General features: G+C 38.6%; 23 protein-coding genes. 8 read left to right on the forward strand and 15 right to left on the reverse strand.

The window, feature by feature from the left end; all coding sequences use genetic code 11:
* Positions 1-3 precede the first annotated feature (3 nt).
* From OC25_RS14670 to OC25_RS14690, 5 genes are all read right to left on the reverse strand, one after another.
* A complete protein-coding gene (locus OC25_RS14670) occupies positions 4-3030 on the reverse strand; it encodes a SusC/RagA family TonB-linked outer membrane protein (protein WP_039477410.1) in 3027 nt (1008 codons plus the stop codon).
* Between the two features lie 372 nt (positions 3031-3402).
* Complete coding sequence (locus OC25_RS14675) at positions 3403-6282, reverse strand: ligand-binding sensor domain-containing protein (protein ID WP_039477411.1); 2880 nt, start codon at positions 6280-6282, stop codon at positions 3403-3405.
* 134 nt (positions 6283-6416) lie between these two features.
* Positions 6417-6767 carry a four helix bundle protein gene (locus OC25_RS14680; RefSeq protein WP_039477413.1) on the reverse strand — a complete coding sequence of 117 codons (351 nt, stop codon included), beginning with the start codon at positions 6765-6767 and terminating at the stop codon, positions 6417-6419.
* Positions 6768-6912: 145 nt separating this feature from the next.
* Positions 6913-7848, reverse strand: coding sequence for an oxygen-dependent tRNA uridine(34) hydroxylase TrhO (gene trhO / locus OC25_RS14685; RefSeq protein ID WP_039477415.1), 936 nt, complete (start codon positions 7846-7848; stop codon positions 6913-6915).
* Positions 7849-7974: 126 nt separating this feature from the next.
* Complete coding sequence (locus tag OC25_RS14690; RefSeq protein WP_039477417.1) at positions 7975-10422, reverse strand: DUF5686 and carboxypeptidase regulatory-like domain-containing protein; 2448 nt, start codon at positions 10420-10422, stop codon at positions 7975-7977.
* Positions 10423-10671: 249 nt separating this feature from the next.
* Here OC25_RS14690 and kbl point away from each other — a divergent pair, with 249 nt between their 5' ends.
* The 4 genes from kbl to OC25_RS14710 all read left to right on the forward strand — a co-directional run bounded on the left by kbl (position 10672) and on the right by OC25_RS14710 (position 14035).
* On the forward strand, positions 10672-11859 hold the full coding sequence (gene kbl / locus OC25_RS14695) for a glycine C-acetyltransferase (protein WP_039477419.1): 1188 nt from the start codon (positions 10672-10674) through the stop codon (positions 11857-11859).
* Between the two features lie 147 nt (positions 11860-12006).
* Positions 12007-13047, forward strand: a complete 1041-nt coding sequence (pheS, locus tag OC25_RS14700; protein ID WP_039477421.1) for a phenylalanine--tRNA ligase subunit alpha — start codon at positions 12007-12009, stop codon at positions 13045-13047.
* A gap of 3 nt (positions 13048-13050) precedes the next feature.
* Positions 13051-13458 (forward strand): Rieske (2Fe-2S) protein, encoded by a 408-nt coding sequence (locus OC25_RS14705; protein WP_039477422.1) that lies wholly within the window; start codon positions 13051-13053, stop codon positions 13456-13458.
* Position 13459: 1 nt separating this feature from the next.
* The gene (locus OC25_RS14710; protein ID WP_039477424.1) at positions 13460-14035 is read left to right on the forward strand and encodes a TetR/AcrR family transcriptional regulator; all 576 of its coding nucleotides are present in this window, start codon (positions 13460-13462) and stop codon (positions 14033-14035) included.
* 28 nt (positions 14036-14063) lie between these two features.
* Here the strand turns inward: OC25_RS14710 and OC25_RS14715 are convergent, their stop codons facing one another.
* The 5 genes from OC25_RS14715 to carA form a co-directional block, all read right to left on the reverse strand.
* Positions 14064-14744: an XAC2610-related protein gene (locus OC25_RS14715; protein ID WP_156131483.1), complete on the reverse strand. Its 681-nt coding sequence runs from the start codon at positions 14742-14744 to the stop codon at positions 14064-14066.
* 56 nt (positions 14745-14800) lie between these two features.
* The gene (locus OC25_RS14720) at positions 14801-15757 is read right to left on the reverse strand and encodes a Fic family protein (RefSeq protein WP_039477613.1); all 957 of its coding nucleotides are present in this window, start codon (positions 15755-15757) and stop codon (positions 14801-14803) included.
* A gap of 118 nt (positions 15758-15875) precedes the next feature.
* Positions 15876-16991, reverse strand: coding sequence for an ABC transporter permease (locus tag OC25_RS14725; RefSeq protein WP_052266227.1), 1116 nt, complete (start codon positions 16989-16991; stop codon positions 15876-15878).
* A gap of 66 nt (positions 16992-17057) precedes the next feature.
* Positions 17058-17822, reverse strand: a complete 765-nt coding sequence (locus tag OC25_RS14730; protein ID WP_039477429.1) for an ABC transporter ATP-binding protein — start codon at positions 17820-17822, stop codon at positions 17058-17060.
* Positions 17823-18031: 209 nt separating this feature from the next.
* Entirely contained in the window at positions 18032-19144 is a 1113-nt protein-coding gene (carA, locus tag OC25_RS14735; RefSeq protein ID WP_039477431.1) for a glutamine-hydrolyzing carbamoyl-phosphate synthase small subunit, read from the reverse strand.
* A 322-nt stretch (positions 19145-19466) separates the two neighbouring features.
* On the opposite strand from carA, the gene panB reads away from it, so the two are divergent.
* The 3 genes from panB (at position 19467) to OC25_RS14750 (ending at position 21578) form a co-directional block, all read left to right on the forward strand.
* Complete coding sequence (gene panB, locus OC25_RS14740; protein WP_039477433.1) at positions 19467-20282, forward strand: 3-methyl-2-oxobutanoate hydroxymethyltransferase; 816 nt, start codon at positions 19467-19469, stop codon at positions 20280-20282.
* A gap of 98 nt (positions 20283-20380) precedes the next feature.
* Entirely contained in the window at positions 20381-21067 is a 687-nt protein-coding gene (locus OC25_RS14745; RefSeq protein WP_039477435.1) for an RluA family pseudouridine synthase, read from the forward strand.
* 85 nt (positions 21068-21152) lie between these two features.
* Positions 21153-21578: a hypothetical protein gene (locus OC25_RS14750; protein ID WP_039477437.1), complete on the forward strand. Its 426-nt coding sequence runs from the start codon at positions 21153-21155 to the stop codon at positions 21576-21578.
* 123 nt (positions 21579-21701) lie between these two features.
* On the opposite strand, the gene OC25_RS14755 is transcribed toward OC25_RS14750, so the two are convergent.
* The 5 genes from OC25_RS14755 to OC25_RS14775 form a co-directional block, all read right to left on the reverse strand.
* Positions 21702-22169 (reverse strand): hypothetical protein, encoded by a 468-nt coding sequence (locus OC25_RS14755; protein ID WP_039477439.1) that lies wholly within the window; start codon positions 22167-22169, stop codon positions 21702-21704.
* A gap of 103 nt (positions 22170-22272) precedes the next feature.
* Positions 22273-23595, reverse strand: a complete 1323-nt coding sequence (locus OC25_RS14760) for a sensor histidine kinase (protein ID WP_052266228.1) — start codon at positions 23593-23595, stop codon at positions 22273-22275.
* Between the two features lie 99 nt (positions 23596-23694).
* On the reverse strand, positions 23695-24372 hold the full coding sequence (locus tag OC25_RS14765) for a response regulator transcription factor (RefSeq protein ID WP_039477619.1): 678 nt from the start codon (positions 24370-24372) through the stop codon (positions 23695-23697).
* 52 nt (positions 24373-24424) lie between these two features.
* The gene (locus tag OC25_RS14770; protein WP_039477440.1) at positions 24425-25624 is read right to left on the reverse strand and encodes an aspartate aminotransferase family protein; all 1200 of its coding nucleotides are present in this window, start codon (positions 25622-25624) and stop codon (positions 24425-24427) included.
* 17 nt (positions 25625-25641) lie between these two features.
* On the reverse strand, positions 25642-26364 hold the full coding sequence (locus OC25_RS14775) for a LytR/AlgR family response regulator transcription factor (protein ID WP_052266229.1): 723 nt from the start codon (positions 26362-26364) through the stop codon (positions 25642-25644).
* 291 nt (positions 26365-26655) lie between these two features.
* Here OC25_RS14775 and OC25_RS14780 point away from each other — a divergent pair, with 291 nt between their 5' ends.
* Positions 26656-26865 (forward strand): hypothetical protein, encoded by a 210-nt coding sequence (locus tag OC25_RS14780; RefSeq protein WP_039477444.1) that lies wholly within the window; start codon positions 26656-26658, stop codon positions 26863-26865.
* Positions 26866-26949 lie beyond the last annotated feature (84 nt).

Below are 26949 nucleotides of genomic sequence, written 5' to 3' on the forward strand. Positions count from 1 at the left end.
GTATTAGAATTGCACCTGAAGACCTAATCTATAAATAGCAGAAAGCGGATATACACTGGCATCAATACCTCTTGAGATCGGGCCAGTACCAGCATCATAACCAATTTCTGGTGTAAAACCTTTATAACCAAACAGGTTGATTGCATTTTGAGCATCCAGAAACACCCTTACTTTTTTCATTGTCCATTTGCTCATTAGGCTTGCAGGAAGTGCATAACCTAACTGAACTGTTCTTAAACGGATATATGAACCATCTTCAACATAGAAAGAGTTTGGCGCAGCATTAGTGGTTGAGCCAACGTTAGCTGATGGATAAGTGTTAGAAGTACCAGCTCCATGCCATCTGTTATCGTAAAAATCTTTGCTGAAGTTCTCATTACCGAAACGGTAAGCGATATTGGCATTGTAAACATCTACACCTGCAACACCTTGGATGTCGAATGATAAATCCCATCCTTTGTAAGCGAAAGTAGTGTTCACACCATAACTGTATTTAGGGTTTGGATTTCCTAAAACAACACGGTCTTTTCCATCAATAACACCATCACCATTTTGATCTACGTAACGAAAATCACCTGGCTTGGCACCAGTTTGTGCTGATGCAGCAATCTCTGCCGGGGTTTGGAAAATACCAGCTACGCTATAGCCATAAAATTCGCCAATAGCACCACCTTGAACGGTTCTGGTTGCCAAAGCTCCGTTAGCAATGCCTTGTCCGCCACCGTAAATTGGGTTTAAACCCGTAACAACCGATAACACTTTGTTGTTGTTAATTCCGATGTTTCCACTGATCGAGTAGCTAAAGTCACTGTTCGGCTGATCTCTCCAGGTTGCTAAGAATTCAAAACCACGGTTCTGTAAGTCGGCCTGGTTACCAATCATTTTACTCGAAGCTGTACCAATTGAACTTAGGATCGGAATTTCGAAAATGGCCTGCTCAGTTTTCTTATTGTAATAGTTAGCTTCAACGTTTAAACGATTTTTAAGGAAGGCTGCCTCAATACCGATATCAGTACCTGTAGTGCGCTCCCAGTTTAAGAACGAAGGCACCAATGAAGCTACGTTTGCACCTGTATAAGCTACGCCGTTAAAAATAGCAACATAACCAGCGCTTTGAGTTACAGTTAAAGTAGTTGGGTTTACTGGAACACCTGCATTACCTACTTTACCCCATGATCCCTTTAATTTTAAATTATTAAATACAGTTTGGTCTTTCATGAAATCTTCATTCGAAATTACCCAACCAGCACCAATTGCAGGGAAATAACCCCAAAGATCGCCTCCACCAAAAAACTGTGAAGCAGCATCGGCACGCAATGTAGCGTTCAGCAAGTATTTGTTTTTGAATGAATAATTTGCTCTACCGAAGTAAGACAAATAAGTTGATAAGCTACCGCCGTCAATTACTTCACGATTTGATGCTGTACCTAAAGCCAGGTATAAATCGCCATCACTTGAATATGGAACATTTAATGCACTTGAGTTGATGAAATAATTCTTTCTTCTTTGAGCCGTTGTACCAGCCAATAAAGTTAGATTGTGATCACCAAATGTATTTTTGTAAGTCAAAGTGTTTTCAAGAATCCAGTTTCTGTTTTCATCTCTGTTAACTGTTAACTTACTGATGTCATTTCTTTGACCCTGAGTTGCCTGATAAGCAGGAGTATAGCCTCTTACTTCATTTTGGCCAAAATCGCCACCTGCACTTGTTCTAAAAGTAAAATTTTTGGCAAAAGTCAACTCAGCGAAAACATTACCATTAATACGGTAGTTTTTAGATTTTTGATTGAAGAAATCTAAAGTTACCTGAGGGTTGAAGTTGTTACCACCACCCAAACTGAAATCATTTGCATCGCCATAAGTTCCATCAGCATAGTAAACCGGTACAACCGGACCTGCAGCATATAACTGACGGAAAATACCACTATTGATATCATTTGAGTTAATAGCGGTACCTGAGATAGAATAGCCTAATTTTAAAGATTTCAATACTTGAAAATCATTTGAAAATTTAGCGGTATAACGTTTCCAGTTTTGCGTTTTAACAATACCGTCTTCATCTGTATAACCCAAAGAGAAATTATAGGTAGTTTTTTCCGTACCACCATTTATTGAAATCTGGTGATTGGTTTGCAATGCATTTCTAAAAGCCTGATTATACCAGTTGGTACCTTCGCCATAGCTAGATGGGTTAGCAAACAATGCCGGAGCAGCGTTTGATGCAGACAATTCGTTAATAATTGTTGCATATTCCGTTGCATTAGCCATTTCAATTTGATTAGTTACTTTTTTGTACCCAACAGAACCGTTATAGTTAATTACAGGATTACCGGTTTTGCCTTTATTGGTAGTTACCAGGATAACACCGTTAGCTGCACGGATACCATAAATAGATTGAGATGATGCATCTTTTAAGATACTCATATCAGCAATATCTGCAGGGTTTAGAAAGCTGATATCGTCATACCATACACCATCTACAACATACAACACGCCGAGGTTACCATAAATTGTACCTGTACCACGGATGGTGATTTGCGGCGTTGAACCTGGTGTACCAGAGTTGGTAATGTTAACGCCGGCAACCTTACCTTGTAATGCGCTAACGGCATTTACTGAAGCTTGCTTTGAAATATCTTCGCCTTTAACTGAGGCCACAGATCCGGTTACATCAATTTTTCTTTGTGTACCATAACCTACAACCACAACCTGCTCTAATTGTTGTGTTGATGAAGCTAAGGATACATTAATAGTAGTTTGATTATTTACAGCCTGCTCTTGTGCTGTATAGCCAACAAAGTTGAATACCAGTGTGGCGTTGGCCGGCACACTAATAGAGTAGTTGCCGTTTACATCTGTTTGTGTACCATTTTGTGTGCCCTTAATTAAGATAGATACGCCTGGCAGCGGAGTTTTATCACCGCCATCAATTACCTTACCTTTTACAGTAATGTTTTGCGCAAATGCTACGTTAATTGCGAGTAAACAAAATACGGCCAGAACAGAAATTCTCGTAAAGATTCTTTTCATGCTTATTAAAATTTAGTTTAATTGTTAGTTAAATGTGAGGTTGTTTTTGTGGATGTGCAAGTGCTTTTACCTCTACATTAATACATCAACCAGCACTGTGTGGTTTCTCAGATAGATAAACCAAATGCGATTTTAGGTCAAAAACGCAGTTTTTTTGAATTTTAACAAAACATTAACACTTAGGCAAGTGTATAAAGTACACCAAGTATTTTGTGGGGTTTTAAAAAGTGCTATGAGAGGTAATGATGTAGTGCCTGATGGGGATGAAAGTTAAAAAAAGCAATAAAAACCATTTTTTACGCAAACGTTTCCGTAACGGTGACATACCAGTTTTATGATGAATTTATCCTGCTAATAAAGAAATAATAAAGCCTAAAGCTCCATTAAAAATTCGGTTAAATTTTTATCGTGTGGTACTTCCAGTTTTTTGCGCAGGCGGTATCTACGGATTTCTACGCCTCTTAAACTGATGTTGAGTAACGATGACATTTCCTTACTGCTCATGTTCATTCTTAAATAGGCGCAAAGCTTTAAATCATTTGGTACCAAATCGGGATGCTGTGCCTTTAACTTCTTAAAGAAACTTTCATGTGCTTCGTTAAAGCTGTTTTCGAACAGGTGCCAGTCACGTTCATCGTTCATCCCGTCATTTATTACTTTCTGTATTTTGCGGGTCTGCTCATCCGAAAGTTTTTTCCCGTTTTCGTCTTTTAACTTGGTAATATCATCTGCCAGTTTTTGAAGCAGCTCATTCTTGTAAACCAGTGTCATTGCCGAGTTCGCCAGTTCCCTGTTTTTCGATGCCAGTTCGGCCTGTAGTTTCTCGGTTTGCAATTTTATAATTTGCTTTTCGCTGATTTCGGCTTCTTGTCTTAGTTTTTCCTGTTGTTCGGCTTTTAAACGATCGGTAATCTTCTGACTATCGCGCTGCAATTTCCGTTCGTATATCTTTTTACCTAAAATTAAAACTACCGCAAATAGAATGGTATAAAATAAAATGGCCCAGTTGTTCAAATACCAGGGGCGCAGGACGGTAAAATTGTAAACTGTTTCAGCACTTATCGTACTGTCATCAATTTTTGCCCGCACTTTAAAAGTATAGGCCCCAGAACTTAAATTGGTGAAATCTTTTTGGGTAGCATATGTCCAGTCAGACCAGGTTCTGGAATAACCTTCCAGGTAAAACTGATATTTCACTTTCGCTTGTCGGTAGTAGGGCAGGGCATACGAAATGCGGATATTATTTCTGCTGTTCTGTATTTCAGTAGCTTCTTCACCATTGCCGGTTTCACTTATCAGCGAGAATTTGTCGGTAATATCTTCAACTCGTCTGATCAGCACTGCTGGTAACTTTTCTTTTTGGATATTCAGTGATGCAGTAGGATTGTAAATTACGAAGCCGTCATCAACACTAATGAGGTAAATGGCATCGCTTATGCGGCTAATATTCTCATAATATTGTACCATCCGGCCATCTAAAATACTAAACTGGTTCGAATCGATCTCTACCTTACCAGGCTCGCTAAAGTTAACCAATGCGGTTTTGCCATGATTAATAAACCAGTATTTTTTGCTGCCTGCAGGAATAATCTTGTTGGAAGTTTCGAAAGACCCCAGGCTTTTATTGAGCACCTCGTATTTGGTAAATTTATTGCTCAGCTCATCGTAGGTATAAAAACCCGCATCTGATGAAAAAACAATCTTATTCTCGAGATTAAAAATGTTGATGTTGTAATTACCGGGCAAACCGTTTTTTTCGTCGAAATATTTGGTGCTCGTTACCCTCGTGTAATCATGACTTAGGCTCAATTTATATAAGCCCTTGTAGGCATGCCCAACCCAAATATCGCCTCTGTTATCCTGCTCAACATATCTTGATGGTGCATTAAAACCTGCTATTTTGGTTGCGAATTTTAATCCTGCACCTGGCGTTTTGGTAAATAAAGTTAAACCTGTGTAAGTTCCCTGAACAAGATAATTGGGATTAGAATTTAATTTCTTAATGGTCCAGCCACCTGCTGATCTGGATATCCATTCTATTTGATCGCCCAAAACCTTAAAGGTACCGCTGTTATGACCGCAAATTAACTCGTTATCAATAATAGTAAGCTCCCAAACCTGGCCCTGCGAATTGGGTATTAACCGAAAATTAAAAGGCAATAGGTTATACGGCGACCATTCGCTGTAAAATAAACCCTGGTTGGTACCGAGGTAGATTTTGTTGTTGAAAATGATGCTGGAATACACCGTACCAAACTGACCTGTTTTATCAAAATAAAAGTAAAGTGGCGAATTGAGCTCAATACGATCTATTCCATTGTCCAGGCCCGTCCAAAGATTTTGTTCATTATCTGCATACAGGCTTAAAATCGTGTTGTTTTGCAATCCGCTCGATTTATTAATGCGCTGTACAACTTTGCCGTTTTCATCGATAATGATTAAACCATTTAGAATAGTACCATAAGCATAATATTTACCTAACAAATTAACCCCATTGTTAAGCTGATAGGTTTTCAGGTAACTGTTTGCAGGAGTATTTAGCGGGCTGAAGCTTTTGCCGTCATAAATAAAAAGGCCGTTTTTACTGGTGCCGATAATCAGTCCGTTGCTCTTGTAAGGCAAAATAGAAAGTATTCCTTCTTTGCCCATTTGCTCGCTTTGAGGAAGGTGTACCAGTTTATTGCCTATTAGTTCAAATAAACCCTGCTCCAGTACTTCTATAAAATACCGTTGATTAACCTTATGGAGAAACAAAAAGGAAGATGGCGATTTTACAACTTCAATTTTATTGTTTTTGTAGATAAAGATTTTTGAAAAAGACTGGAAAATTACCCGATCGCGATCTACATAAATTTTCCAGACTTCATCATCTATTTTTATACCTTTCGGTAACAAATTCGTAAGTGAGTTATAGCTTAACTTATTGTTTTTAATTGCCCAATAGCCAAATTCGCCAAAGCTACCAGTATAAATTTTTCCATTGTTATCAGTAGCAACTGCCCTCACAATCTGGCGGTTTGGCATCCGGTATTTCTGCCAGTAACGGCCATCAAAAGTGAGCAGACCTTCGGCATTGCCAAAGTACATTACACCATTTTTGTCTTTTGCGATACTCCAGTTCTGATTACCTGAAGAATAAACTGATTTCGGGTAATTTTCGATATAAGGTACCCCGATGCTTTTGATATCGGCAGCATAGGTGTTTATGGTAAAGCATAGCAGCAGTAAAAGCAGGCGGGGATAGTTTAGCATAAAATGGTTATGGGATGAAACCCTTGATACACAAAGTAAATGAAAAAAATTAAGAAGAGGCAATTGTTGATAGCTAGCAGCTAATAGTCAATGGTTAATAGCTTATTGTGCAAAAGCAATGAACGGCCAATTTGCTATAATGTACTTTTTAGCTTGGAAATCATTTTGCAAAGTTGCTCGTATTCCGAATATAATCTTTTAAACTCTGGCTCGGTTATATAATTTCTTGATGAAGCCATGAATAAACAGCTTACAACCTCTAATCCAGAACGTACAGAATAAGTTAGAAATCGCGAAAATTCTGCTTTCGATTGACCAATACAGCCTTCAGCAATATTAAGATTTACTGAATCTGCTGCTTTTTTAATTTGATTGGTTAAACTGAAAAGCTCAATGCTGGGGAATTTTTTCGCAACGACATCTATTTCATTGCTGAGTTTTAATGAAATCTGCCAGATCTTAAGTTCCTCAAATTTGAAAGCCATAACTTTGAATTTGAAATAAATATACTCATCTCTATTTCATTTTGTAGCGGTTATGTTTAAAACTTAGCCAATAGTCAATTTACCTTTATGTTAATCAACTATTGACTATCAGCCATTAACCATTAGCTATTGACTATCGACCGAATTACCCTTTCACAGCAACCGGCTGCGGTACCTTAACGTAGTAACCAGTACCATCATACGGGCGTTTACGCGGATTGGTAGTGCATGCTTCCGAGCAGCAACCTTGAAGCTGTTCGCCGCAGGCATCACATTGTGTTACGTGTTCATTGCACTCCGGATTAGCACAGTTAATCATTTTTGGTGTAGTAACACCGCAATTGTAACAAACTGAAACTACTGTAGGGTTAACCTCGTTTACGTCTACAGCAATCCGGTTATCAAACACATAACATTTGCCTTCAAAATCTTTTCCGCCTGCTTCTTTGCCATATTTAATAATACCGCCATGCAATTGGTACACATCGTTAAAACCATGATGTAGCAATAGAGCAGATGCTTTTTCGCATTTAATACCACCAGTACAATAGGTTAAAATCTTCTTGTCTTTATATTGGGCAAGCTGGTTAATTTGCTCAGGGAAATCGCGAAAATTCTCGATATCGAGGGTTACTGCATTTTTGAATTTACCCAGGTTGTGCTCATAATTAGAACGTACATCCAGAATCACCACATCTTCATCATCTTTCATTTTCATGAAATCAACTGGTTCTAAGTGTTTACCGGTTCTTTCGTTCGGATTGATGATCGAAGTATCTCTTAAACCTGAGTGTACAATTTCTGATTTGTAACGGCAGTGCATTTTCAAAAACGAAAGCTCTTCCACATCATCAATCTTAAACTCTGTTTTGGCAAACCTTTCATCTGCATGTATGGCTTTCATGTAAGCTTCGCAAGCTTCGGGAGTACCCGAAATGGTACCGTTTAAACCTTCATCGGCAACAATAATACGTCCAACAAGGTTTAAAGATTTACAAAATTTAAGGTGATCGGCGGCAAATTGCTCTGCCTCTGCTATGTAACTATAGCAATAGTAAAGTAGTGTCTGATATTTTTTCATAACGCTGTTGATACCGTTGCAAACGGCGTTTAAAGCGGTGCAAAAATAGGGAAATTATATAAAATGTAAAAATGGAAAAATGGATCGCGTGTTCTATCGGCCATCTTACATCAAACAGCTTCCAGCCTAAAATCCGTACGATATCCTGAATCCTTGCGTCAGCTTGCGACCACCATCGTAGGCAAAACCGTAACTAGCCCTTAAAACCAAACGCTGTATTCCAAAATAAAATTCTTTGTAATTTCTTTTTTCTGGCGACGATAAGTAGCCGCCACCAATAAACTCTTCCAATTTAGCCTTGCGGAGTAAAGGAATTTTATTCATGAAAAAGCCCGCAAAATTATGCTCCAGATGCGCTTCAAAATATTGCTGATTGGTGCTAAACTGATAAAAATCAAGATATTGGAATTTTCTTATGTTGGGTGGGAAAATGGTAGATATGTTACCCGAAAAGTGCTTGAAATCGGGGTAGTACATTTTTTTATTATTAACAAATTTGCCCACTCCTGCCAAAAATGACGTATAGCCCAACAAGCCTAAGCCAATTCGCTCCTGAAATACCTCCGCTTTTATAAAGTCATAATCTATATCGCTGCTTAACACATTATTAAATCCTTTTTTATACAAAACGGTAATCTTAGGGTATTTCGATTCAGTATAAAATTTACCATCCGGGCGGGTAATATATTTCTGTCCGATGGTGTAGGTTAAGCTTGCTGTAGCACTAAACGAATTATAGGTCGGGAAAAGTGGTACTTCTTCTGCCGGATTGAAAGGGTTGTTAGATGTAAATTCCCGGTCTTTGGCATCAATAAATTTAAAATTGCTACTGTTGGTAAGGCTTTTGTTTCTGCTGTAATCAACACTTACACTGCCCTGTAACCCTGTAGCCAGTTCTCTTGTGGTATTGATATTAGCAAAACTCTTTTCATAAAATTTCGGGAAATTCTTTTCGTAAAAGAGCGAGTTAATGCTATTACCCAATGCAGTCATTGATCCCAGGTTATTCAGGTCGAAAATACCATTCCCGAATGAAGCACCAACGCTTGCGCTTTTTAGCGGGTTGTAGTAATAGCTTCCGGTTAAACTTCCGGTTAATTTCTTATTGGCAAAACCATATCTCAACTCAGGACGGATAGAGTACGATCGTCTGTTTTCGAAAGTTTTGCGGTAAGTAACCCCATATTTTATGGCGAAACCTTCAACAGTATTGTAAAAAATAGCCCTCAGTACCGGGTCAAAATACCAGTATTCTTTATCGTAGCGATCGTTAATGCTGTGTCCACGGAGTAAAAGCTTGCCAATACCAAATTTGTTATTCTCTTTTTCTAACGAATCAAGGTATTTCTTCGATTCTTTTAGCTTGGCTATGCTATCTTTCTTGATATAGTTTATTTTTTCGTCTTCAGTTAAAGGTATAGGCCTGTTGTTAACCCAGTAGGCAGAATCTTTTTTGTTAACCATTTCGGTTACCTTTAATATTTCACCGCTAAAGAAGTTTTTAGAAAATTTAGGATCGATATTGTAATTGCTATACACGCCTACATAATAACCCGCAATTTTAAAACCCAATACATTACCGGCAAACTGAAAATTGATGGAGGTAGGCATGTACACCTCTTTTACCTTGGTAAACTGCTGATTGATATTCAGTGTATCAATAAAGTTGATCCCTGCATTTTTGGTCAGGAAGAGATCCGTATTGTAAATCCGCCAGCTATTATCTATGATGTAAATTATGCCTCTGAACACCGGGTCGTTTTCGCGGCGTGGAATTACCTGTATCTTGTGGATCAATTCCCCGTTCTCAGTGCTTTCGCCAAGCAGTTTGTATTTGTAATAAAACAAGGCATTGTCGGCAATAGGAGATATAAAACCTCTTGCACTTAATTTGTTTTCAAGCAGGTAATTGTCGTAAAAATTGATGATCAGATCAGAAGCCTTATTAAAACTGAAAGCATTATTACGCCCGGCCACTTTCGAAGAAATCATTTCTTCGTGGATACTGTTTGGCCTGCTGAAGTTAAATTTACTTTGCGATTCTGAAAGATAAATAATCCCCTTGCGGTTCGTATCGAGCTCTAAAACTTTTTGAATATCCTGCCCGAAAAACTTTTTGGGTGCACCTTTTAAACGCTGAACTCCTTTGATATAAACATCACAACTAAAGCTTTTAACTTCGTTTAAATGTGTTTTACGCTCCTTAATAGCTTTACGGATGATGGCATAAGCAGGATCTTCGGCATTTGCCCTGATATTTACATTCTCTAAAGTATAACTTTCTGCTGTCAGCGTTACATTCAGGCTAATATCATCGCTAAGGTTAATAATGTGGTCTTGTTGCTTGTAGCCCACAGCCCTGAAACTCAGGGTTTGCTGGCCATTTTTTAATTTGATTGAATATTTGCCATCTACATTGGCTGATGTGCCCGTAGTGGTGTTTTTTAAATATACTGAAGCAAAAGGAACCGGCTGCCCGTTGGTGTCTTTAACTGTACCGGTTACCGAGAATTGCTGGGCGAATACAATGTTGGTGAGACCACAAAATAACAGGAGCGCGCAAATTCTTATCATATTTAGATTAGTAAACTATAAATATCGAATAACTTTTAAGACTATACACATAGGTATGTGTTAAAGTTTGTTAAGTTGGCAAAAAAATAATAACAACGCTAATTTTTATAAAACAATATATTGCTGAGGTAATGGTTTCGCTTTATATCAAACGTTTGTCTCTTTAATAAAGGCGTCGAAATTGCGTTTTTGTTTCTGTAAGGCTTTTTTTTATAACTTTGGAGCCAACAATCAACCATATTAAAGGCCATGTATAAAACATTACAACCGGTTCTTCAAAAAGAACTAGAAGAAATTGAGAACGCTGGATTATTTAAGCGCGAACGGATTATTATTACCCCTCAGGGTGCCGACATTCAGGTAAGTGGCGGAACTGAAGTGGTTAACTTCTGTGCAAATAACTATTTGGGGCTTTCTTCTCATCCAAAAGTGATAGAAGCTGCTAAAAAAGCGATCGATGATCATGGTTATGGAATGTCGTCTGTTCGTTTCATCTGCGGAACACAGGATGTACATAAAGAGCTGGAAGCTAAGATTTCTAAGTTTTTAGGCACTGAAGATACCATTTTATATGCTGCTGCCTTTGATGCCAATGGTGGGGTTTTTGAGCCTTTGTTCAATGCAGAAGATGCCATTATTTCGGATGAGCTGAACCATGCTTCAATTATTGATGGGGTTCGTTTGTGTAAAGCACAACGTTTCCGTTATAAAAACGCCGATATGGAAGATCTGGAGAAACAATTAATTGCGGCTAAAGATTGCAGGCACCGCATTATTGTTACCGATGGTGCTTTTTCTATGGATGGTTCTGTTGCGCCTTTAGATAAAATTGCCGATCTGGCCGATAAATACGAAGCATTAATTATGATTGATGAATCGCACTGTACAGGTTTTATTGGTAAAAATGGTCGTGGTACACACGAACATTTTGATGTGATGGATCGTATCGATATCATTACCGGTACTTTAGGTAAAGCTTTAGGTGGTGCATCAGGTGGTTTTACTTCAGGTAAGAAAGAAATTATCGATATGTTGCGTCAGCGTTCACGTCCGTACCTATTCTCTAATACTTTGGCTCCGGCTATTGCAGGTGCCTCTATTGCTGTACTGGATATGTTGAGCGAAACTACGGCCTTGAGAGATAAATTAGAATCAAACACAAAATATTTCCGCGAAAAAATGACAGCGGCAGGTTTCGACATCAAGCCTGGTTTCCACCCAATCGTACCGGTTATGCTTTACGATGCAAAAATTGCACAGGAGTTTGCAGCTAAGATGCTTAACGAAGGCATTTATGTAATCGGGTTCTTCTATCCGGTTGTACCTCAGGGTAAAGCCAGAATCAGGGTACAACTATCTGCAGGTCATGAGCAACATCATTTAGATAAAGCCATTGCTGCCTTTACCAAAGTTGGTAAAGAATTGGGCGTAATTTAATGCTCCTTAAATATGATATCATTCAAAAGCCGCTTCTTGCGGCTTTTTTTGTTTCGGGTTCATTTTCTTTTATAATGCTAGTGTAAACTCATTATTTGAACCCTGCAAGCATAAAATTATTAGATAATTTGCTGTATATTTGGAGCCATGTTACAGGATAAAATAACACAATATACCGAAAAAATCAATGCTTTTGTAACTGAAAAAGCAGATGAGTTAGAGCAGTTCCGTATTAAATATTTAGGAAGCAAAGGCATCATTAAAGAGATTTTCGAAGAATTTAAAACAGTTTCTGTCGAAGAAAAAAGATCTTTAGGTAAGGTGCTGAACGAGTTTAAGCAACTTGCCGAATCGAAATACCAGGTGTTGAAAGAATCGACAGAAAGTTCGGAGCAGAAAACAGACAGCGCTCAGCTGGATATGACTTTGCCGGGCGAAGGTTTCGAAATAGGTTCCCGTCACCCACTGGCCTTGGTACGCAGAGAGATTGTAGAGATTTTTGCCAAACTGGGTTTTACCGTTGCCGAAGGACCTGAAATTGAAGACGACTGGCATAACTTCTCGGCGTTGAACTTTCCTGAAGAGCACCCGGCGAGAGACATGCAGGATACTTTCTTCATTAAAAAAGGTGGCGAAAAAGGTGATATTGCCTTACGTACACATACCTCTTCGGTACAGGTGCGTATGATGGAGCAGGGACAGCCGCCTTTCAGGGCCATTATGCCGGGCCGTGTATATCGTAACGAAGCCATTTCGGCAAGGGCACATTGCTTTTTCCACCAGATAGAAGGTTTATATGTAGATGAAAATGTTTCATTTGCTGATTTAAAACAAACCCTGTTTTACTTTGTGCAGGAGTTATACGGCGAAGGTACTAAAGTGCGTTTCCGTCCATCATATTTCCCTTTTACAGAGCCTTCTGCAGAAATGGATATTTCTTGTACCATTTGTAAAGGTGCAGGTTGCCAGCTTTGTAAACACAGCGGGTGGGTAGAGATTTTGGGTTGCGGTATGGTAGATCCGAATGTGTTGGAAAACTGCGGTATTGATTCGAAAAAATACAGTGGATTTGCCTTCGGAATGGGTATCGAGCGTATTGCAAACCTGAAATACGTAATTAAAGATTTGCGCTTGTTCTCAGAAAACGATGCCCGTTTTTTAAAACAATTTAAATCAGCTTTAATCTAAACCATGAGGTACCTGTTCAGCATATTGTTCGTTTTGATCCTGACTACAGGTTGTGGTAAGGATCAGGGCTACATTCCTGAAGTTCCGGTGAACTACAATGTAACATTAACTGAATTTAGTATTAAGGCTGTTAATAACGTTTTGGTTGTATCTGGTTATGGCGTTGGTGGATTACTGATTGTTAAAACACCACTCAATACCTATGTCGCTTTTGATCGCTGTAGCACGGTAAATCCAGAAAAGATTTGTAAAGTAGCACCCGATGATAGCGGCGTTACGGCAACAGATCCCTGTTCAGGAGCAAAGTTTTCATTGCTCGATGGCAGCCCGCAAAAAGCCCCGGCCGAAAGAAGCTTGAAAAGCTACAACGTTTCGGTACAGGGTAACACATTAATACACGTAAGCAATTAGAATGGAAGCTGAAAAAATAAAAGAAACAGTAAAAAAGGCGGCCAAAGAACTTTTCAGAAAATACGGTTATCATAAAACCAGTGTAAACGAAATTGCTAAAAAAGCACGTATTGCTAAAGCAACCATTTATAAATACTTTGAAAGTAAAGAACAGGTTTTAGATAGTATTCTGATGGATTATCTGGATCAAAACCTTTACGAAATATTAAATAATAAAGTAAGTTACACTACTGAAGAAGAGCATTTAAAAGCCCTGGTAATGAAAACCAGCCGTTTGTCTTTTACGGCTTGTAACGAATTTATCGGTTGGGATTTTGTGCGCGAGAATGCAAACTCGCAAGAGTTTTTAAAGCACTTGTCTGATCAGCTGGAGGCTTTATTACTAGCCGCTTATTTGCAGTTAGATAACTTTAAAAACAATCCGGCCCGTCGCGAAGGATTAGCTTTCTTACTTAAAGCAAGTAAAAGCATTGTATTTTCGTTCGCTTTCACATCTGTTAGCGATTCGGATGTGCGCAAGAACTTCGTAAGTTTTCAAAAAGAAATATTGCCATTTTTGGTAAAAGCAGCACTTTAGTACTTAAAACCGTGCATAAATTCAATGTTTATTGGTTGTAATAATCTTTAAACTTAAATTTTTGCACGGTTTTTTTCATCTTTCCATCAACCAGTTTTTGGGTAATTACAGTAACATAATCTGGTATACTCGAATCTTCGATAACCGAAGAATCTTCATAAAGCCCTTGCTTTGCATCATATTTATAATTGATGGTTTTATCAAAACAACAGCCATTTTTGATATGAATAGAAAGCTGTTTGTTTTTCTTGTCAACATCAAACAATCCGAGATTTTCGCTGGCTAACTTGGTTAATGGCGCACTTAACACAAATTTGTTGTTTGCCGACAAATAAACATCGTAAGACGGGCTGGCATAAGCGCCGTTATTGCCATTTCTAATGGCAAGGTCTTCAATACCGTCAAAATTGAAATCGCCAAATATCAGCGGAGTTTGGTATTTGCCCAGATCGAGCCAACCCAGTTGGGCGTTTTGCATTTCGGTTAAGCCAAAATCCAGGTCTTTTGAAGTAAAAGTCTGCATTTCCTGGTCTGTAATCTTATCGTACAAAATGATGGTTGCCTTTCCATTGCAACGCCCTGTAGTGCAATTTTCTACAAATATTTTAGCTTTAAAATTGTTTGAGCTGTTATTGGCTGTAAATTTAAATTGTGCTTTTGCATAGTGGCCAATCAATAAAAAAGCGCAAGCGCATATTAAGTTCTTCATTCAAAAAATTTCGATAAAATTACTGCAATATTCGCTCGCTAAAAAGTTAAAAAAGGTTAACGTTTCCTTTTGCGGTTGGTTATGTACGATTTTACCGCTGATTTGGTAGTTAGCCAGTCTTTCCCTTCCTTGTAGGCATCAATTTTACCCTGACGGGCCAGTAGGCTTACATATTCCTGACCGTATGGTATATCGGGTTCCGAAACGATAAATGATATGGGTTCGTAATCTCCGTAGCTGTTTCCGGGCAGGGCATTAATGTACATATTTAAGGAACGTTCTAATGCTTGTAACATGAGCAGACAAAGTTTGCTGTAATTTCCCTTATTGGCTTGGTTTAATGCTTCGTAATACTTTTTACGGTCTGCTTTTAAAATAATAGCAGGAGGGAAGCCCTTCCGCATTAACAGCAGGTTCATGGCAAGCCTGACCGTACGCCCGTTCCCATCAAAAAATGGGTGGATCCAAACCAGTTTATGGTGGAAAATGGTACTCAATACAATATCATTTAAACCTAATGGGTTATCATTTACAAAAATGATCAGTTCATCCAATAAATCAGAAACTTTGTTTGCATTTGGAGGAGTAAAATTAGCTCCAACAATGCGTACCCCTCCGTTTCTTAAACGGCCTGCGTAATCATCTTCTATGCTGCGCAATACGAGGCCATGAAGTGAGAGGATATCGATGCTTCTAAGGATATAATTTTCTTTTACCAGGGTGTAAAGGTAATCGATGGCTTTTTCGTGATTAAATGCTTCGAAATGTTCGCGTAGCGATTTGCCTTTAACTGTAATGCCTTCCTGTAACACCATTTGGGTTTCTTGCAGGGTAAGGGTGTTCCCTTCAATACTGTTAGAATTGTATGTCCACTCGAGGCTTAAATCGGTTTTAATGCGGTGTAGCGCGCTAGAGGGCAAGGGCCTTGATGAATCAAGCCTTGCTTTTTTCTCGTACAACCGATCTATAGTAGGTTGGAGCTCTGCTAAATTTTCTAAATCTAAATTCCACACACCCAAATTTACTAATATCGTTTCGGATTAAAAAGTATTTAATCCGATATTAAAAAATTTTCCAAAAAAAATACCGGATAATTTGTGGTTACCCGGTAGCAGATTTATTTTTTTCTGATTACTCCCATTTAAAAACCTTTACGGCAACGGCATAAATACCTATTCCCCAGATTAACAGGATCATGATCTGGAATTTCACATCCCAAAGACCAAGTCCTTCAAAGGCTACTTTACGCATTGCATCGTTTAAATAGGTGAGTGGTAAAGCTCTGCTGATAGGTTGCAACCAGTTCGGGAAGGCTTCAATTGAAAAGAAGGTTCCCGATAATAAGAATTGCGGAAGGGTTACAATATTTGAAATAGGAGGGATCATGCTTTCGTTTTTTGCAATACCCGAAATAATAAAACCAAAGCCCATAAAAACAATTACCCCCAGTGTTGCAAGTAATAGCATATTGACGACCGTGACTGCTCCATGAATAAGCGTAAAGCCAAAAAAGAAGTGGCCTAATAAGATGATAAATAAAGCGCCTATTAATGCAAAACCTATACGCGCAATGCCTTCGCCAATTACTATGCTCGATCGTTTTACAGGAGTAGCAAAAAAGCGTTTAATCACAAGTGTTTGGCGCAAGCTTAAAAATACAAAGGCTGTTCCGAATACGCCGGTACTTAATAATGAGAAGCCTAACTGACCCGGCAGGATAAAATCGATCGTTTTATACTCGCGACCAGTTATCGTACTTTCGCGTATTTCAGCAACCGATGGTTTTAAGGTTTTATCGTAAAACAAGTTATTCAATACCGATTTTAGAATGCCGCCTTTATCTCTTGATGCCGAAGTGTAAACGACATTTACCGAATAGGCTGGTGCATTTACTTTCCGGTGCACATCAATCATAGCATCAACATTTCCTTTTTCAAGCAGCTTGTCAAACTCCGCTTTGGTTTTGTCTTTTACCAAACGAATCATGCCTGTTTTCTCCATCATACCAATAACCGGATTGTTGACATCAGATCCGGGAGTAATGCCCACATCGATATGGGTGCCGCCACCACCTAAAAAGCCGAAAACCAGTATAAATATCAAGGGGAAGGCAAGTGTGAAAACCACTGCCGAGGGGCTGCGCATAATTGAACGGAAACTTGCTTTTGCCAAAGCCAGGGTAGCTGTGGTATTGCTGTATCCGTTTGCTCCTGAAGGAGCATTTGAATTTTGTATATCTTTTTGCATATCTTTTTGCTGGATGCTGTTTCGAATCAAATATTGTAATATAAGCTCCCTTTTAGGGGAAGAAGGTTATTCTCTCCATTCTTTACCGGTCAGGTTGATGAAAACATCTTCCAGATTGGCTTTTTTAACTTCTTTTTTGCGCTCAAAGCCGCTGTTTACCAACTGATCGATTAGGTTATCGGGGGTGTCAAGCGCAATAATTTCACCGCGCTCTACAAAGGCTACACGATCGCAAAGCTGTTCGGCCTCATCCATGTAGTGCGTGGTGATTACCACAGTTGTACCAGCATTACGGATTTCAGTAATCAAATCCCATAAATTTCTCCTGGCCTGTGGATCTAAGCCTGTTGTTGGCTCGTCAAGAAAGATAATTTTAGGCTGGTTAATAAGCGTGGTAGCAATAGAAAAGCGTTGTTTCTGTCCACCCGAAAGGGCTTTATATTTGGCTTTGGCTTTATCCTGAAGGTTTACTTTCTCCAGCATTTCCATCGGTTTAATATTTGCGCCATATAATCCCGCAAAAAGCTCAATAAGTTCTACGAGGTTAAGGTTAGGATAATAGCCTGCAGCCTGTAGCTGTACACCAATAATTTGTTTTATTTCCTGTGCCTGTTTATCTACCGAAAAGCCATCAACTGTAATTTCGCCCGATGTTTTATCTCTTAAAGTTTCAATAATTTCGAGGGTAGTGGTTTTGCCGGCACCATTTGGGCCAAGCAAACCAAAGATTTCATGCTCGTAAACGTCGAAACTAAGGCCCTGAACGGCCACAAAATCATCGTACTTTTTTACCAGGTTTTTAACACTGATAATAGCTTTGGGTGTTTCCATGCTGCGAATGTAAGGAGCTTTAAATGAATTGAAAATGAATTTTATCAGTTATGACCTAAAATGTCGGTAAAATGATGTTTTATTCAGGTGAAAAAGGTTTAAAAAAGAAATCTGCGAATCTCCAGCTTAAAATTTGCCGTAGATCCGCAGATTGTAAATATGGTGCTTTGGACTTTAGTCTTTAAGCTTTGGTTTTTTCTACCTTAATATTACCAGGTTAATTCGCCTTTAATTACTGATACGAAATCATCGAATAAATAGCGCGAATCGTGTGGGCCTGGAGACGATTCAGGGTGATATTGAACCGAAAATGCTTTTTTACCTTTAACACGGATACCTTCAATTGATTTATCGTTCAGGTTTACGTGGGTAACTTCAACTTTATCCGATTTCATTACCTCTTCTGGCACAACACCGAAACCATGGTTTTGAGAAGTTACTTCGCAGTGGTTTTTGATGATATTTTTAACCGGGTGGTTTAAACCGCGGTGACCGTTAAACATTTTCATGGTACCAATGCCATTAGCTTCGGCCAATAACTGGTGACCTAAACAGATCCCGAATAATGGTTTATCTGCAGCAAGAATTGCATTAATGGTTTCTACAGCGTAAGGCATAACCGAAGGATCGCCAGGGCCGTTTGAAATAAAATAACCATCCGGGTTAAATTTTTCCATTTCGGCAAATGTAGTTTTGGCAGGGAAAACCTGAACGTAAATGTCGCGGCTTTCGAAATTGCGCAAAATGTTTTTCTTGATACCCAAATCCAAAGCAGCAACTTTTAGGCTTGCTTCAGGGTTGCCATAAAAATAAGGTTCGGTAGTACTTACTTTTGAAGAAAGTTCCAAACCTTCCATCGATGGAACCTCAGCCAATTTTTGCTTTAATTCTTCTAAATCAGTAATTTCTGAAGAGATGATCGCGTTCATTGCGCCTTTATCTCTGATGTGGCGAACCAAAGCGCGGGTATCGATATCAGAAATAGCAACCAGATTATCATTCTGGAAATAATCCTGAATGGATTCGGTAGCTTGTTTACGGCTATAAATGATGTTGTAATTTTTACAAACTAAACCGGCAATTTTAATCGAACCTGATTCGATTTCGTCTTTATGGATACCATAATTACCAATGTGTGAATTGGTAGTAACCATTATCTGTCCAAAATAACTTGGATCGGTAAAAATTTCCTGGTAACCTGTCATCCCGGTATTAAAACAAATTTCGCCAGTTGTGGTACCAATTTTTCCGGCCGCTTTGCCGTAAAAAACTGTGCCATCGGCCAGTAATAAAATCGCAGGTAACTTGGTGTAGTTAGTCATGGTAATTACAATATGGATTTTGATTTAAAAAAGAGTTGAAAAAAGGGTTGCTCTCAGCATTAAAGCTGTATTTGCGGGCTGCAAAAAAAGATGAATATATCCCTTCCATTTCGGGGTACAAAGATAGGATTTTAGATTTATAATTTAAAGAGAAAAGTGAAATAACATTGGGGCGGAAAGCAAAAAGACTAAAGCAGAAAGCAATGAAACAGGATTTAAGCAAAAAATGATTTTAGCTTGAGATTGCTTTGGTCTTTTAGCTTTGGTCTTTTCGGCTTAATTAAATAAAAAACAATACTTTTGGCAACACAAAACAAATCCCATGTCGGTACATAAAGAAATTAAACGAATCACTACACATACGCTACAGGAAATGAAGCAACGTGGTGAAAAAATATCTATGCTAACGGCCTACGATTATTCTATGGCAACCATTCTGGATGACGCAGGTTTGGACGTTTTACTGGTGGGCGATTCGGCCTCGAATGTAATGGCTGGTCACGAAACCACTTTGCCAATTACCTTAGATCAGATGATTTACCACGCAGCTTCGGTAATCAGAGCCGTTAAACGTGCTTTTGTTGTTGTCGATTTACCTTTTGGTTCTTATCAAGGCAACTCGAAAGAAGCACTGAATTCGGCCATCAGGATTATGAAAGAATCGGGTGCGCACGGAGTTAAATTAGAAGGTGGCGAGGAAATTATAGAATCGGTGCAGCGTATTATTACCGCGGGAATACCGGTTATGGGGCACCTGGGTTTAACGCCCCAATCTATTTATAAATTTGGTACCTATACCGTACGTGCAAAAGAAGAGGCTGAAGCCAATAAACTGAAAACCGATGTCCTGGCCTTGCAAGCTGCAGGGTGTTTTGGTATTGTTTTAGAAAAAATTCCGGCGGTATTGGGTAAAGAGGTTACCGAAAGCCTTAATATTCCAACTATTGGCATTGGCGCAGGCCCGCATTGCGATGGCCAGGTGCTTGTAGTAAACGATATGATTGGGCTTACCAAAGGTTTTAAACCCCGTTTCTTACGCCAGTATATTAATTTGTACGATGAAATTTTGGGAGCTGCACAATCGTACATCCGCGATGTGAAAGCAAACGATTTTCCAAACGAAAAAGAACAATATTAATCCGAACCTCATAAAGGAGCTTTATGAGATGAGGTTAATGTTTTAAATAATAAACAATTTTTAAATAATTTGAGTCCCCTCTAGGGGCGGAGGGTTAAATGCCAATTACCGATAACGACATACTTTTTGAAGATAACCACCTGATTGCCATAAACAAAAGGGCAGGAGATATTGTGCAGGTTGATGAAACCGGCGATGAGCCGCTAGACGAGCAAGTGAAAAAGTACATCGCTAAAAAGTACAACAAACCCAACGGTGCTTTTTTAGGGGTGGTACACCGTTTAGACCGCCCGGTTAGTGGAGTGATTCTATTTGCCAAAACCAGCAAGGCCTTAGAGCGGATGAATGCTGTTTTCAAAAACAGGGAAGTAAAGAAAACCTACTGGGCAGTGGTTAAAAATAAACCCGAAAAAGAATCGGCCACGCTGGTGCACTGGTTGGTTAAAAACCCGCAGAAAAATGTGGTTTCTTATTACAATACCGAAGTTACAGGTAGCCAGCGGGCAGAACTATCTTATAAAGTAAAAGCTAAAGTTGGCGATTATTATTTATTGGAAGTTGATCCTTTAACAGGACGGTCTCACCAGATTAGAGTACAGCTTTCGTCGATGGGCTGCCCCATCATGGGCGATAACAAATATGGTTACCCGCGCGGAAGCAGAAAAGGAAGTATTTGTTTACATGCACGCCGCCTGCAGTTTATTCATCCGGTTAAAAAAGAACCCGTAAATATTTTTGCCAAATTACCTGTCGATGGTTTCTGGGAAAGATTCGAAAATCTTTAATTTTATTTTGCTTTTTTCTGGTTTTGAAAGGATTAAGATTTTTTGGCACAATCTTTAATCATAATCCGATAAAAACCAAAGAACAATGAAAAATACCATCTGCGCTGTTACTGCAATAGCTTTATTTGCTGTAACACTTGTTTCGTGCGAAAATACCCGGAAAACTGAGACGACTAAAGATTCGAGTATCGTTTCTGCTGATGGAGACACGACTACAAAGATTACTACAAAAACGACCGAAATTGTTAAAACCGATGCCCCATCTTTTTCGAGTGAAGAAGTGAACAAAAGTTTAGCGGAATATGCTAAACTAAAGGATGATTACGTGGCGGCATTGAAAACAAAAAACGCGGCCGAAATTAAGGCCGTTAGTGAGAAATATACCGCATGGGCCAACCAGGCAACAACATGGGCCAGCAAGCTTAAGCCTGATGAGATACAAAAATATTCAGACTATGTGCTAAAGCTTAGTGAGGAATGGTCGAAAGCAGCAAAAGAAGCCATCAAGTAATTAAATTACTCGAAAAATCGTCATTGCGAGAAGGAACGACGAAGCAATCTTTCATGCCGGTAATTCTTGCTATAAAGGTTGCTTCGTCGGCTGAAAAAGCCTTCTCGCAATGACGACATTCTTTTATTTGCAATTTATTTTGCTGAATACTATTGAATTGTCGAATTTCAGTTTAGTAATGTCTTTAAATTTAACATTTCCTTTAATTTCCTCCACATCACCAAAACCTTCAATCAGTTTATCGCCTTGTTTGAGTAAGGCAATTTCTCGCACGGAAATTTTACCTTCTGAATGGAAAGTGTAATCGGCAATTAATGTATCGCCTTTTACAAGGCCACTAAAAGTGCCCGAATTTTTATCCTTTTCGTAAAGATTGTAGCCTAAGCTTCCGCTAACCTGATTTCCTGCTGTTTTTACAGTTAAGGTAGCTGTATCACGATTTTTAATGTATTGATAACAGGCTACGGCATTTTCAGGAGTTGAGGCATTGCTTACAATTGCCGAATCAATTTTAGCCTGTGTCTTTTTGGCTGTACCACCCTGGCACGATGCAAACAGGGCTATAGCTAATATTGCAAAGATGTTTTTCATTTTTTTACGGTTTGATTTTTATATTAAGCAAAGGCTTTGCCAAAATATATCACAAATAGTAAGGTAAATTAATCAGCGCTGTTTTTTTTTATTAGATATGCCTTTATCCGATTGAGTCCATTTTAAAAAGAAGAGAGATATGGGTGCCTTTGTGCTCTTCCGATTGAATATCAACATCAATTTTATGGAATTTTGCAATACTCTGAACAATTGCCAGTCCTAAGCCAAACCCATTTTCTTCGCTGTTTCCTCTTTTAAAACGGTCGAAAGCATCTTCAACCAAAGCCGGGCTCATGCCTTGTCCGGTATCGCCTATAGTAAGGATATATTGCCCCTGTTCTGTTTTATCTGAAATATCAATTGAACCGCCGGTTACATTATATTTTATAGCGTTGTTAATAATGTTTACCAAAAGCGTATGTATCAGCGCTTTATTGCCGGTAAAATGAAAATCTTTTAACAGGTTAACCTTGAAAATAATTTTTTTATCGATAATCCGGTCTTCCAGATCTTCATAAATATCTTCAATTTCTTGTTTCAAGCTAATTTCTTCCGTTTTCAGGTACTGATTGTTCTCTACCTTCGAAATTAAAAGCAGGCTATTGATAATTACCCTTAAGCGATTTAGGGTTTTTAAAGAAGCGTATATTTTATTCTCGTGCTCAACCGGAATATTGGGAGTGCTGAGCATATTTTCGAAACGCGTACTTAAGATAGAGATTGGTGTGAGCAACTCGTGCGAAACATTGGCAATAAACTGCTTTTCTAAGGCAAAAAGCGTGTTTATTTTGCGCATTAAGGAGTTGATGCTGTTATCGAGAATCTTGAAATCGTCGGTATTGGTAGGAATGTTCTGGTAATTAAAGTGGGTTGGATCGTCTACCCGATTAATTTTCTTATCAATAATGAGATAAAAAGGCTTTAACAGAAAATTGGAAAAAGTATAATCGGCAACAAGGGTAACCAATAAAGCAGCCACCAATACCACCAGCATATAAAAACGGATGGAGTTTTTAATCGACTGGAGCGCTGTCATGGTTTCTCCAATTTCGAGGTTATACCAATTGGTATGGTAAGAAAATTTATAGTTTAAAATCCGGTAAACCTCTATATCTCCTTCAATTTCCCTTTTCTCGGTAAAAACCTTGGCGCTTGAGTCAGTTTGATTATCCGGAATGTCGGTTAAAACAATAAATTCTTCCTTTAATATATTGTAATCTGTAAATGATTGTTCCTTGTTTAGCAGGCTGTCAATTTCATTATCCGTAAGATTCCTGATGATTTTGTTTTTCTTTTTGATTAGCCGGTTATCGAACTGGTTGTAGGCAAGTTTATCCAGCGAAAATATAATGATAGCCCCCAAAACCAGGATAATGGCAATTTTGGTGATCGCATTATATAAAGAAAACTTAACCTGTAACTTCATGATATATAAGATGTTTTAGGTAAAATGATATTAAGTTAACTGGCTAATTGTTCGAATTGGTTAACTGAAAACTGTCAATTGTAAACGGAGAACTGATGGTTAACAGTTTATCCTGTAGCCAATACTTCTTACCGTTTCGAACCAATCAATCGGTGTGATGTTGGCTAGTTTTTTTCTCAAATTTTTAACGTGCACATCAACAAAGTTCGAATCGGAGTTTACCTCCAGAATATCGCCCCAAACATGCTCCGTTAAGCTCATTCTCGACACCACCCGATTTTTATTCAATACCAAGTAGTTAAAAATCTCGAATTCTTTTTTAGTTAGGTTCAGCCGTTCCTCGCCAAAAGAAACCGTTCTGTTTTGAATGTTCAGTAAAAAGTTGTGGACGTTGATTTCGTTTTTTTCGAGTTTGTGCTTGCGGCGGGTGATGGCGTGCATGCGCGCTAAAAGTTCATTTAGCGAAAATGGTTTAGGCAAATAATCATCAGCACCCTCATCAAGGCCTTTAATCCGGTCGTCTACAGCACTACGGGCAGTTAAAATAATTACGGCATCATCGCGGTCTTTAATGGCTTTAAGTTGTTTTAATACTTCAAATCCATCACCATCAGGCAAGCCCAGATCCAATAAAATGAAATCGTAATTGTTTACAAAGATTTTTTCTTCGGCCGATGCTTTTTTCCAGGCATGCTCTACAATAAAGCCTTCCTTACTTAAAAATTCGTCCATTTCAAGCGCAAGGCTCTTTTCGTCTTCAACTATGAGTACGTTCATTTCGGTTTTTAGTTTACATTTTAGTTTACCCGCGTTGTTCATTCAAACAACGCTATGCGCTTATCCCTAAAACGAAGTTAACATTTTTAAGGATGATGGCACAAGCTTCTTCAATTTCTTCTTTGGTGATAATTAAAGGAGGGGCAATGCGCATAGAATTGCTGCAATGTAAGAACCAATCAGACAAGATCCCATCAAGAATACAGGCATCGATAATTTTCTTGTTGATTTCGAAATTTTCGAATTCGACCGCCAGCATTAAACCTTTACCACGTATTTCTTTAATCGCCGGATGTTGAAGCAGCTGTTTAAACAATTGTCCTTTCTCTTCCACTTCGGCTACAATGTCATTATCAACGAGGGTGCGTAAAGTGGCCAATCCTGCAGCACAGCAAACCGGGTGACCGCCAAAAGTAGTCATGTGGCCTAAAATCGGACTGTGTGAGAGTACCGACATAATTTCTAGCGAACTGATAAAGGCTCCGATAGGCATACCACCACCAATGCCTTTTGCCAAAAGCAATACATCGGGTATCACATTATAGTGCTCAAAGGAAAACATTTTACCACTTCGGCCAAAACCCGATTGTATTTCATCGAAAATGAGTAATGTTCCGGTTTCCTGGCATTTGGCTTTTAGGGCCTGCATATAGCTTAAATCTGCTACACGTATGCCAGCCTCGCCTTGTATAGGTTCGATAAAAACTGCGGCTATATCAGTTGTTATCTTGTCCAGATCAGCAATATTATTATGCTCAATAAAGCTTACGTTAGGGAGAAAGGGGCCGTATCCTGATGAATAGAAATCGCTTTCCATTAAGCTTTCGGCTCCCTGTGTACTGCCATGATAAGCATTTTTACAGGCAATAAAGCCTTTTCTGCCGGTGTAACGTTTGGCCAGTTTCATGGCACCTTCTACTGCTTCAGTGCCTGAATTTAAAAAATAGGTGCAACTTAAGCTTGCAGGCAAAATATCGGCTAATGCTTTGGCAAAATTTACCTGCGGACTTTGAACATATTCGCCGTAAACCATTAAATGCATGTATGTATCTGCCTGTTCCTTTATGGCCTTAACCACGTTTGGATGGCAATGGCCAACATTACTTACACCGATACCCGCAATGAGGTCGATGTGTTTCTTATCTTGTGCATCGTAAATGTAAATTCCTTTTGCCCTTACAAATTCGAGCATTAAAGGTTCCGGAGAGGTTTGCGCATTGTGTTGTAAAAACAACTGACGTTGGGTAAGCATACCACAAAAGTAAGCATTTACGGAAAATTCTGGTCTTTCCTGGATAGCTTATGGTAAAAATTGAGATACTTTCTGCCAATGTTGAGCTTCGTACCATTATTTAAAATCACATAGGACCTTTCGAGCGTTTTAATTTGATTTTCAGCGATAATAAATGACCTGTGGATTTGCGAAAAACCTTTTTCGGGAGGTAATAAAGTTAAAGCTTCTGCAAAACTTGAATTGGAGAAAATAATCTCTTGCTCTAAATGAACTTTGATTTCGTGCTGCTGGGCTTCAACAGCATAAATCTTATCCAGTTTAATTTTGATAAACCTATTTCTTTGCTCTGAACTTTTTAAAAGGACAAAATCTTCAGTTTTATTCGTTTGTGAAGGGGTAGGTAATGAGAATATCTTCTTAATTGTCTGATCAAATTTTAGTTGTGAAAATGGTTTCAATAAAAATGCATCGGCTTCCAGTTCATACGAATCAATAGCATAATTGGCGTGAGCAGTAGTAAAAATAAGTTTTCTTGTTTTATGTTTGATCAGTTTGGCGAGATCAATGCCGTTTATGCCCGGCATTTCGATATCGAGAAAAATTACATCAACCGTCTTTTTTATATGCTCAATTTCTTTGCGTGCAGTTTCTGCAATGCTGTAGGATTTCAGGAGTTTTAATTGTGAATGTGCCGCAACATAATCGGTAATAATTTCTAAGGCTGATGGTTCATCATCGATAATAAGACAGGTATACATAATCCCTAAATATTTAAGACAACAATTAATTAATTCAGGGATGTGACAACTAAGTTAATCGTTCGACTTCAAATTACCAAATGGAGAAAATCTCCAAAAAACCTTAGACGGTCGTTCATGTCTACTCGATGGTTGTTCGTGTCGATTAGAGTGTAATCGGTGCAGAAAATTTTATTTTAAAGTGTATGGATATAAATTCGTTTCATGTTAGGCCAACATAAGGGGATGCTGAAAACCTTTCAAAGAGTAAGCTAAATAACAAGCCAAATTGATTGGCAAAATCTCAAAACTATGTTACGCACTAAAAAAACTCTATTGTTCGTTGCTTTAGGAGCAATGTTCGCTCAAGCAGCAATCTTGGTTACTCCTAAAACCGCCTCTGCAACAGAATTAGAATCCGAAATTGTAGCTCCTGAAAACGGCAGCTGCTATCCTGCTAAAAGTCATATTTGCGGTCTTAACGGACACAACTATAACGACAAATCTTACCAAGGCGGTTAGTCAAAATAATGAGTCCGAAAATTTTCGGACTCATTATTTTTTAAGCTGACTAAGCAATGTAAAATATCCCCAGATTACCAAACA

Source organism: Pedobacter kyungheensis, from assembly GCF_000812965.1.
In the GTDB taxonomy this organism is placed as follows: domain Bacteria; phylum Bacteroidota; class Bacteroidia; order Sphingobacteriales; family Sphingobacteriaceae; genus Pedobacter; species Pedobacter kyungheensis.

Excerpts from the sequence above, each read along its gene's own strand:
- OC25_RS14755 (WP_039477439.1), bottom strand. The coding sequence starts at position 22,169 with ATGAAAAACATCTTTGCAATATTAGCTATAGCCCTGTTTGCATCGTGC.
- OC25_RS14765 (WP_039477619.1), bottom strand. The coding sequence starts at position 24,372 with ATGAACGTACTCATAGTTGAAGACGAAAAGAGCCTTGCGCTTGAAATG.
- OC25_RS14710 (WP_039477424.1), top strand. The coding sequence starts at position 13,460 with ATGGAAGCTGAAAAAATAAAAGAAACAGTAAAAAAGGCGGCCAAAGAA.
- OC25_RS14750 (WP_039477437.1), top strand. The coding sequence starts at position 21,153 with ATGAAAAATACCATCTGCGCTGTTACTGCAATAGCTTTATTTGCTGTA.
- trhO (WP_039477415.1), bottom strand. The coding sequence starts at position 7,848 with ATGAAAAAATATCAGACACTACTTTACTATTGCTATAGTTACATAGCA.
- OC25_RS14730 (WP_039477429.1), bottom strand. The coding sequence starts at position 17,822 with ATGGAAACACCCAAAGCTATTATCAGTGTTAAAAACCTGGTAAAAAAG.
- OC25_RS14760 (WP_052266228.1), bottom strand. The coding sequence starts at position 23,595 with ATGAAGTTACAGGTTAAGTTTTCTTTATATAATGCGATCACCAAAATT.
- OC25_RS14715 (WP_156131483.1), bottom strand. The coding sequence starts at position 14,744 with ATGAAGAACTTAATATGCGCTTGCGCTTTTTTATTGATTGGCCACTAT.
- OC25_RS14705 (WP_039477422.1), top strand. The coding sequence starts at position 13,051 with ATGAGGTACCTGTTCAGCATATTGTTCGTTTTGATCCTGACTACAGGT.
- OC25_RS14670 (WP_039477410.1), bottom strand. The coding sequence starts at position 3,030 with ATGAAAAGAATCTTTACGAGAATTTCTGTTCTGGCCGTATTTTGTTTA.
- OC25_RS14745 (WP_039477435.1), top strand. The coding sequence starts at position 20,381 with ATGCCAATTACCGATAACGACATACTTTTTGAAGATAACCACCTGATT.
- panB (WP_039477433.1), top strand. The coding sequence starts at position 19,467 with ATGTCGGTACATAAAGAAATTAAACGAATCACTACACATACGCTACAG.
- OC25_RS14680 (WP_039477413.1), bottom strand. The coding sequence starts at position 6,767 with ATGGCTTTCAAATTTGAGGAACTTAAGATCTGGCAGATTTCATTAAAA.
- OC25_RS14780 (WP_039477444.1), top strand. The coding sequence starts at position 26,656 with ATGTTACGCACTAAAAAAACTCTATTGTTCGTTGCTTTAGGAGCAATG.
- kbl (WP_039477419.1), top strand. The coding sequence starts at position 10,672 with ATGTATAAAACATTACAACCGGTTCTTCAAAAAGAACTAGAAGAAATT.
- pheS (WP_039477421.1), top strand. The coding sequence starts at position 12,007 with ATGTTACAGGATAAAATAACACAATATACCGAAAAAATCAATGCTTTT.
- OC25_RS14675 (WP_039477411.1), bottom strand. The coding sequence starts at position 6,282 with ATGCTAAACTATCCCCGCCTGCTTTTACTGCTGCTATGCTTTACCATA.
- OC25_RS14690 (WP_039477417.1), bottom strand. The coding sequence starts at position 10,422 with ATGATAAGAATTTGCGCGCTCCTGTTATTTTGTGGTCTCACCAACATT.
- carA (WP_039477431.1), bottom strand. The coding sequence starts at position 19,144 with ATGACTAACTACACCAAGTTACCTGCGATTTTATTACTGGCCGATGGC.
- OC25_RS14770 (WP_039477440.1), bottom strand. The coding sequence starts at position 25,624 with ATGCTTACCCAACGTCAGTTGTTTTTACAACACAATGCGCAAACCTCT.
- OC25_RS14725 (WP_052266227.1), bottom strand. The coding sequence starts at position 16,991 with ATGCAAAAAGATATACAAAATTCAAATGCTCCTTCAGGAGCAAACGGA.
- OC25_RS14775 (WP_052266229.1), bottom strand. The coding sequence starts at position 26,364 with ATGTATACCTGTCTTATTATCGATGATGAACCATCAGCCTTAGAAATT.